Source organism: Mycobacterium sp. NPDC003449 (genome assembly GCF_053588415.1).
In genome coordinates, this window is the sequence record NZ_JBSFPX010000245.1 from 1 (window position 1) to 9,264 (window position 9,264).

Sequence of the window (9,264 nt, forward strand, 5' to 3'; positions counted from 1 at the left end):
TCAAACGCGACGACACCCTCGCCAACAACTACCGCCAATGGCTAAACGCCCAGCTCACCCACGCCGCTTGACATTTAACAAAGATAGGAGCATCAGGTGTGTTCGGCGTGCGGGCGGTCACGGTGCGTCGGGTCGCCTCGGGCCATCGTGCTCGCCGAACCGGGCGAAGCTGTCATCGAGCGCCCCCTGGAGGCTCAGACCTGCGCCGAAATCCGTCAATTCGATCATCGGCGCCGGTGCGCCCGGGGAAGCTGGGCGGACATCCTCGGCCGCGGTGTCGGCGCCGTTCGCCGGCGTGACGGTCGGGCCTCGACCGCCGCCGAACAGCCGTTGAAGACGGTGGCGCCTGACGATCGGCGATCCGGCGGGCTGACCGGCAGGTCCAGTCGACGACGTCGACAACCGGGCCCCCGTCGTGCCGGTGCTGACCACGGGCAGCTCACTTGGCGGGGGCGGGGGAGGGGTGACGTTCGGCTGCGGCGGGGGCGTGTGAAGGTCCGCCGGCGCGGGCGGCGTCTCGGCCTGGTCGAGTCTGGAGGTGGGGATCAGCATCGGTCCATGCACGTCCACCCCGGCCAGCGGGTGCGAGGAGTCGCCGTCGTGGACGGTCAGCACGATCGTCGCGGCGCCGTCGAAGACGCCATGGGAGCCGGCGAACTTCGCATTGGCGGACACCTTGGCGTTCTGCCCGTGGGAGGCGCCGTGACGGCTACGGCCCAACGCGCCTCCACCGAACATGATGTTCCCGCGCAAGACATCGCCGAGGTTGCCGTGGGGGCCCGCCATGAACCGGGGACCCGTCTCCCACGCGGACGAATCCTGATGGGAGTAGCCCTGATTGACCTCGTTGAGGAGGTTCCTCATCCCGCCGTTGCTCTCGGCGCCGGTATTGTTCAGCGCGGTCAGGTCGGCGTGGCCGGTGACCCGCAGCGAGCCGTCCCGGAACAGTTCGACTTCCTCACCGCGCGTCATCGCCGGCAGGTGCCGCTGCAACGTGACGTCGCTGAGTGCCGGGGGGAGCTGATCCCGCAGTCGCGACGCCACGATTCCGCTCACCGCCTCGAGGTTGTCCTGCGTCCGGTGTCGGAACTGGTCGCCGTCGACGACCTTGCGGACTATCGCACCTTGCGGCAGCCCGCGTTGGCCCCCATCGTGAGTTTCCGGCCGCGGTTCGTAGCGCTGCTGCTCGGCATCCGGACTTGACTGCCGGGCCCGGAAATCGATCTTGGCTGCGCCGTCGCTCTCACGTCGGCTTCCGTGGCCGAAAAGCCCGGCAGGACAGCTCATCTGGGCGCGCACCGTAGCCGTGCCGGCTTGGATGTTCGCCGCCGCTTTCTTCCGGAACAGCTCGCCGGTGGCCGAGTTCTTGGTCCGGGTATTGCTGCTGTCGGCTGCCCGGTTGATGTCGACGCGGCCGAGCAGGGAGGCGTTCACTCCGACGTCGACGGGCAACACGGTGCCCTGAGCCTGGAGGGTCACCGCCCAGTTGTCGATCTTGGTGTTGGTGTCGGTGGTGGTCTGAATCGTCTGGCCGCCGGTGTAGAACTCGGCATCCCTGGCCGTCCCTGGCGCCGGGGCAGTCAGGTCGTCCACTCGCGCACTCAACACGACCTTGCCGCCTCTGACCGAATCCAGCTCGACGGTCTTCTCGCCATTACGGCTGTAATCGCCAAGTCCGCCGTGCAGCGCGCGGGTGCCGACGTGTTGGGCCAGTTCGGCCCGCACGGCCGGCCAATCGTCGCCGAACACCTCCCGGCCCGGCTCGGTCATCGAATCGAGGACATGTGCCGCCACCGCGTCCTCGGTGGGCGTGCGGGTCGCGGCCGGCGCCGCCTGTTGGGGCTCTGATTGTTGCGGTGCCGGCGGCCGCACCTCGGTGACGACATGATCGGGTTCGAGTCGGATGCCTGGACCGTCCGCGGGTGCACTGGGCTCGCGCCCGGCCTGACTGTTGTCGGCAGGTGCCGTGTGCGGGTAGGAGAACACACCGGCCAGACGCACGTCGGCGGCGTTCTCAGGCACTTTCGACAGCAACCGGGCACCCTTGTGCTTTTCGTAGCTGATCTCGAATCGGATGGGTTGCCGGAAGAGGTCGTTCGCCTCGGTGGTCCGCACGCGTGTCGGAACCCGGTGGTCGGTGTCGGTGACCGTGGTCTCGGCGCGCGGGGTCGTGAGATCACCGCTGGCGGCGGGTGCGGACTTGGGCAGTATCGAACCGCTGTGGGTGACCTGAGCCGACGCCGAGCCGTGCGGGAACGGTACGACGAGGCGCCCGCCCTCGACGTGGCGGGTCAGATCATCCTGCAAACGGGCGGTCGACGACTGCGACTCGATGGAGAGGTCGGTCTCGAATTTCGCTGACTGGCCTACGTATTCGGCGCCGGCTTCTCGAATTGCCTTGACCTTGACCGTGATCTTGCCACCGGTCACCGCGATGTCGTGGCTCCACTGCTGGCCCGACTGGTGGACCAGGCGGGCCTGCAACACCTGCGGGCCGAACTGTTGGGTCACCCCCTGCATGGCCTTGTCGACATCCTTGCCGAGGGCGGGGCCGAGGTCGGCCCGAATCGCCTCCGCCAATCCGCTCGCGGGGTCCAGCCCGACCAGCATGTCCGTGGGATGCCAGGATTCCTGCAGGGCATGCGCCGGGGGCGCGGGGGGTTCAGTCGTCGGCGTCGGGGGTGTCCACGTCAGCGGCGTAGCCTCCGGAGCCCTCCGGGGCCACCCGCCGTCGGCCGGATTCGCCTCGGGTGCCCGATCGGCGATGTCATCCAGCGGTGGGTCGTTCGACGTGCGCGGCGGAGGCGCCGAGGTGGTCCTGGCCTGCGACGTGGACCACCACGGGCCCTTCGATGAACCGGGCTTGTTGGTGAAGGCAGTGCCGGAGATCTGCTGCCTACGTGCTGCGACGTCGGCGTCCGAATGGGGTGTGGGTTGAGTCAGCGTGGAAGTCGTTGCGGCCGGAGTAGATTCGGGTACCGCCGGGGGTGCTTCGACGAATCCGGCGGGGTTGGACCTGTCGAAGGTGGGCGGCAGCACCGCATCGTGGGTGCGCGATCCCTGCAGTTCAGTGAGTGGAATCGCGATCTCGACGGGGAACAGACCCGATTCGTGCACGGTGGCCTTGGGACCGGTCATCGTACCGTCGATGCGAACCCAGCCGTCGAAGATCGCCATGGGTTGTTCGAACTTGGTCTGCACCACCGTGCGCTGCTGTTCGCGGACCCGGTTGCCCTCACGGGTGGTCTGATTGGCCCCGGCGATGGCTTCGCCGAGCACGGGTGCCCCTGCCACGTCGCCACCGCGTCCACCCAACGCGGCCTGCCCCGCGATCTGCTTGGTGCTGACCGTCGTGGTGGTCGACCCCTCGGTGCTCTCCATGCTGGGCGAGGACAAGACCTTGTCGATGGTGCGGCGGTAGGTCAGGTTCTCGATGTCGGCGGTGAGCGCCAACGTGCTCGACGACCCCGGTCCGGCCAGTTCGGTACTGGTGAGCGGGCTGTGCTGAGTCATGCCCGGCAGTCCGGCACGGATGCGATTGAGGTGAGCGGCGGCCGTGACGGTCGGGCGCACCTCGTTCCACTTGCGGCCGAATGCTCGGTGTCCCATCGAGTCGACCAGTCCGTGGAATCCGCTGAGATCGAGGTTGGTGACTCGATCCATGCTGCCCAGCCCGGCCAGCGGCTCGCGCTCCCCCCGCTCGCGCGGCGTGGGCGCGGCCCCGTCGCCCGGTGTGGCCACCGGGCGGCTTGTCGAGCCCAACTTCCACCGTGACCGGCGTGTCGAGGAATTGTGTTCAGCGGATGGTCCACTCCGGCCCCAGATGCGCGCGGGTGGCGCATGCACCTGTGTGTCGCGGTAATCGGTCGTCGGGGTGGTCTCGGACTTCTCGATCAGAGCGTCGAACTCGGCCCGCGTCTCGTGTACCGCGCCCTTGAAGGCACCGTTGGGCTGCGTGGGTGAGACCGAGCCGGGGCCATGCATGACGAACCGCAACCGGACCTGCCCATTCCACGACTGACCGGCCACCGGGTTCTTCAGCGTGCTGCGATTGCGGAACTGCGAGCCGGTCACCTCATTGGTGCTGCGGCCCACGTTCAGTCCGCCGTCCAAACCTCCCACCACTTCTCCGGTGGGCGGACCGCCCTGCCCGCGAGTACGTCCGGGCAGCGGAAGCTGGGCGGTGTAGGTGATTTGATCTTGCCGCGTCGTGGCCGAATCGGTCTCGGTGCCGTAGTGGAATTCGGTCTTGCTGGTCTCCCCGGTGGCGCGCATTCGTGGGTTCTCAGAGTTCGAGGTCTGCTCACCGAATGCCGGCGTGGTATTCGGGGGAGTGCCGAGCGATTCGACGAATGCGTGCACCTCCACCCGGCCACCGGGAATGCCCTCGAGATGGCGCACCAGCGGTTGCTTGTTGGTCATTCCGTGCAGGTTGGCCTGCAGCAGTTCGACGCTCATCCAGTCGTCGACCTCGTTCATCGCCCGGTCGCCCCGCTTGCCGTAGGCCGATTCGAATGCGGTGCGCATCGGCGGGCTCGTAACGAATTCCGTGGTGGACTGAGGTCCGCGATGGGGTCCCACGGCGTCCGGAAGCAATTGCAGATTGGTCACCACGTCGGATCCGGTCAGTGCGCGGGAGTTCGTCACCCGCGGAGGCCCATCGGATGCCGCGGCGGGGCCGGCCCCGTCGGTGACGGCCCGCGTGGGAACCGTCACTTCGGTGTGGAACGACACCGGCGGGAGACTGCCATTCCTGCCGGAACCGGTCCCGAGGTTCACGGGGCCGCTCAGCCGATACGCGACCACGGCCCGGATGTCGCCCTCGAAACGCGTGCCTGGTTCGGTCGTCTGGCCGCCGCTGATCTGTCGGTCGGTGCGCTGCGTGGAATCCGACCACTGATGCTCGCGCACTCCGAACAGGCCCATGGTGTGGCTTGCGTTGGGGTGGGTGAGGCCGGCCTGCGCACCCGCGACGTAGGTGCGGCGGCCCTCGTCGAACGACCCGATGACGCTGCTCGGATCGGAGCTGTGCTCGAACTCGTACTCCCCGACGTTCTCCTTGAATCGCAACGAGGATGCGTCCGGGGACCCGTCCAGCCGAAGGTCGAGGCTCAGGGTTCGTCCGAACCCCAGTTCGACCACCTGACTGACCGGCTTGCCGCCCCGCAACATACCGGGCACCTTCGGCTTGAGCCCGTCGTCGGAGAACAACGCGGTCAGACGCTCACGGTTGTCGTCCCAGGTCTTCTGCCCGCCGTGTTCGGTCACCAATCTTCGGACCTGGTCCAGGCTTTCGTTGCCCGAATCGAAGCGCTCGACCACGTCCATGCCCCCGAGCACCAGGTCCGGCCCCGATCGCGCCGGCAGTTGCGGATTGGTGGGTGGTGTCTGTTCGGTGGTGGGTGGGGTTTGTGTGGGTGGTGTCTGTTCGGTGGTGGATGGCGCCTGCTCGTTGCCCTCCAATCCGGTTAGTGCGTCGAAGAATTCGTCTTCGCTGTCGGATTCCGGCTCGACGGCGGGTGGCGTGGCGGGGCTATCCTGCTCGTCGACCTCCAATCCTGTTGGCGCGTCGAAGAATTCGTCTTCGTTGTCCGATTCCGGCTCGGCGTCGGAGTGCGGGGCACCCTGCGGATGGGGGTCAACATCGCGTTGCCGGGCGTCTTCCTCAACGGTTTCCAGCCGCGTGTCCGCGTCCATGTCGATGTCCGACACGTCGTCATCGCCGGACCGCTCGGAGTGGTCCTGGTTGTCGACTCTCGGCCGCTTCGGCGGAGCGGTGGAGGGCGAGTTCGGTTCGGGGCTTGGACTCGATCGGCCGCGCTTGGGTGCGCGGGAGGTCTCGTTCGGCTGATCGTCCACGTTGAACACTTTGGGCGGCAAAGGTGCTCGCGCATTGTCGGCCGTGGTGAGTAGGAATGTGAGCACCGGGATCTGGCTGTTGGCGGTGCGTTCCACCGTCCATAGGTGCCGCGGGCGCAGGCGCGGATCATGGCCCAGAATGTCTGGCCCCATCATGCCGCCGTCGCTGCCGTGCACCCCGGAGTTCTGGGCGTGCCGACGAAGCGCGATCCTCGAGTCCCGGCCTTCGTCGGGTACGCCGAGGTAGTGCAGGATTTCGTGGGCGAGGACGTTCTCGGTGGCGTCGGGCCGCCATGTGGTCTGCGTGTTCTCCGCGAAGTTGCCGACTTTGACCTCGGCGTGGGGCCCGGTGTCGGTGAACTCGACGTTGACGCGGAACTCGTCTCCGCTGGGCAGGCGGTTGCCGTTGTTGAGCAGGCTGTCGACGCCGGCCTTCACCTTGGCCTGGATATCGGTCACGGTGTCGGGTCCGATGGCGGGGTCGTTGTCCGACGTGACGCTCAGCCTGACCGTGTATTCCTGCACGAACTTGTTCGGCGCCACCTCGATGCGCCGCAGGTCATACCTGATCAAGTTGGTGTGCGGCGCGGGCATGCGGGTCGGCGTGCTGTCGGTGAGCACGTTGGCGACCTCGGTGTCCACGGTCTGCACGAACGTCTCGTCGCGATGGTTGTCGATATCGTTGAGTGGTACTGGATTCCGTGGCTCGAACCAGTCGGCTGTGGTGGCGGGGTCGTGTCGCCATGTTTCGTCGCTGGCGACGTCAGTGTGCGAATCACGCTGCGGTCGCCGTTGTCTGGGCGGCGGTCCGCCGCTGGTGACTTTGGGCCGCGGCTTGGGCGACGTGCCGGTTGGCGGTGGCGGTGGCGGTGAGACCATCCCCACGACGACCTCGGATTGATCCTGCGTTGTCGAGCGGGACGCCGGTGCTGCGGCGGTGGTGCTCGCGATGTTGGACACGGCTGTCGGAGTCGAATTCGATGACGTGCTGAGGCCGGCCGATGCCGGCTTGGCGGGTGCGCCGGGATGGACGGGCCCGGCAGCGGTGTTCGACGGCGGTGTCGTGGTCGGGCCGGTCTGTGTGCTGGGTGCGGTGGGCGAGTTGGTTGGCGCTGTAGGTGACGACGATGGATTGGACGGGGATGGTGTCGTCGCGGGCTGAGTCCCGGCGCCCGAGGTGGGCCCGGTGGCCGGGGTGTTCGCCGGCGTGGGCGGCGGGGTAGCTACGGTGCTGGGGCTCGCGGTGGCAGGCGGCGGCGTGGTCGAGGTGTTGGCGGGCAGCGCCGGGTTTCCGGCACTGGGCTCCGTCGGGGACGAGGGCGGCTGGCCCGTGGAATTGTCGTTGGTATCGGACGGCGATGTGCCGACGTGTGAGGGCTGGTCGCTTGGTGGTCGGTCTAACTGGTGTGGTCCATCCGATGTTGGTTCCCCATCGTGGACTTGTGGATCGGCGGGCGGCGCTTGGTTCGGTGGTGGTGCCGGTTGGGTCGCTGACTCGTGATCGGTTGTCGGGGACTCGGTCGGGCTGCTGGCGGGTGACTGCGAGACGGGTGGCGGCGTATCGGTGTGTGCCGGTGGGGTGTCTGTTGTTGTGGTCGTCTGATGCGGTGTTGGCTCCGGCCCGTGGTCGGAAGTGTGATTTGACTGTGAGTCGTGGTGTGTCGATGACGAATTGGTCTCTGATCCGTCGGGGTGGTGTTCGCCGGTGTGTGACTCGTTATTGCCGGAAATCTCCTGCGGGGCAGGCTGGCCGCTGGAGCTCTGCTGCTGTGCCGACTGGCCGTCAACTGAATCATGCTGATTTACAGTTTGATTGGTGTTTCCATCGCCGGTGGTCTGCGGTGAACCGCCGTGGTCACCGTTACCGCCGCCGGAAGCGTGTTGTGATCCGCTCTGGCTGTTCTGTCCGTCACCTGGGTCGGTTTGGCTGGCGCCGTTGTTCGATTGGTCGCTGGTTGGTGAGTGTTGCGAGCTGTTCTGACTGTTCTGGCCGTTCTGTCCGGTACTCGAGTCGCTTTGGTCTGCACTATTATTCGAGTGTCCACCGCCTGGTGACTGTTGCGAGTTGTTATGGTTGTTCTGTCCGTCACCCGGGTCGGTCTGGCCTCCGGCACTATTGGATTGTCCACCGCCTGGTGATTGTTTGGAACTGTTCTGGTTGTTCTGCTCGGCTCCCGAATCGCTCTGGCTGACGCCATTATTAGACTGGTCGCCGGTTGGTGAGTGCTGAGAACCGTTCTGGCCGCCCTGATTCTGCGGCTGCGGCGCCCCCGTGGCCGCCGTATTCGAGTTGTCAGTGTCCTGCGACAGCAAACTCTTGGGCACGTCGGGTGATCCATTGGACTGGTGTTCTTCGGAGGGCGGAGGTGGGTCGTTCGTGTCCCCGTCCGGTCCGTTCGCACGGTTTTCGTCTGACTTGCCGCCGGAACTCTCGCCGTCGGGGTCTTTGGCGTCGAAGTTCTTGGTGTCGGGGTCGAATGCGTGGCTGTCGCCGCCCAGGCCGCCCGGTGTGCCGTTGGGGGAGTCGTGGCCGCCGCCGTGTGAACTGTCGATCCCGCCGGCGATCCCTCCCAGGGCGCCTCCTGCGAAGATCTCGCCCGCGTCGAGGTTGCCGCCCACGGCCATCGCCCCGACCACCCCGGCGCCGACCTCGGCGGTGTAGGCGGCCCCGAAACCTGCCAAGGCGTTCCCGATGCCGCCCTCGCCGTGTTTACCGCCCAACGCCCCGAACGTGGGACCGTGAATCAATCCCGCGGCGGCGCCACCGGCGGCCGCGCCTTTGGCCGCGGTACCGACGTCGTCCCAGTCGATGTTGTCCTTGTGGCCCTGGTCCACCTGGTACTGCTGGATCGCCAGGTTGACGATCAGCTCCTCGGCGACCTCCTCTGCGCTTTGCTGGGCGACCTCGCGCAGCAACCGCGACACGGTGGTCTTGGTCAACGCCTCGACCGCCTGACGGACCAACGCCCGCAGCAATTGGTTGAACAGTGCCCGGATCGCGGCCATGGTGAGGGCCTCGATCGGTGGAATCCACGCCATCGAGGCCCCGAACGTCCACGGTGCCATCGCGATCGCGTAAAGGATCTCCGCGGCGGCCAGTGCCAACCCGACCAGGATCTCGATCTTGGACGCCTCGACCTGGGTGCCGGCCTGACGCGCGGTCTCACCCAACGCCGACATTGCCTCGACCAGCTTGTCCACCGAGTACTCGCCGTCGAAGAGTTTGGCGAACTCCTGTGCGGCGGTATCGGCGGTCTGCCCGGTGATCACCGACATCGTCTCGTTGCGCACCCGATCCAGATCCGGAATCAGATCCGACATCTCCGACGCCGACTCATGCCAATGCTCGGCGATACGCCACAGCCCGTCCTCATCACCCTGCGGCCACTTACTACCCGCCAGATA

Annotated in this window: 1 protein-coding gene; it reads right to left on the bottom strand. The window is 66.9% G+C overall.

The window, feature by feature from the left end; translation table 11 throughout:
* Nucleotides 1-117: 117 nt before the first annotated feature.
* A complete protein-coding gene (locus tag ACWDTP_RS35010; protein WP_450027814.1) occupies nucleotides 118-9,261 on the bottom strand; it encodes a WXG100-like domain-containing protein in 9,144 nt (3,047 codons plus the stop codon).
* Between the last annotated feature and the right edge of the window lie 3 nt (nucleotides 9,262-9,264).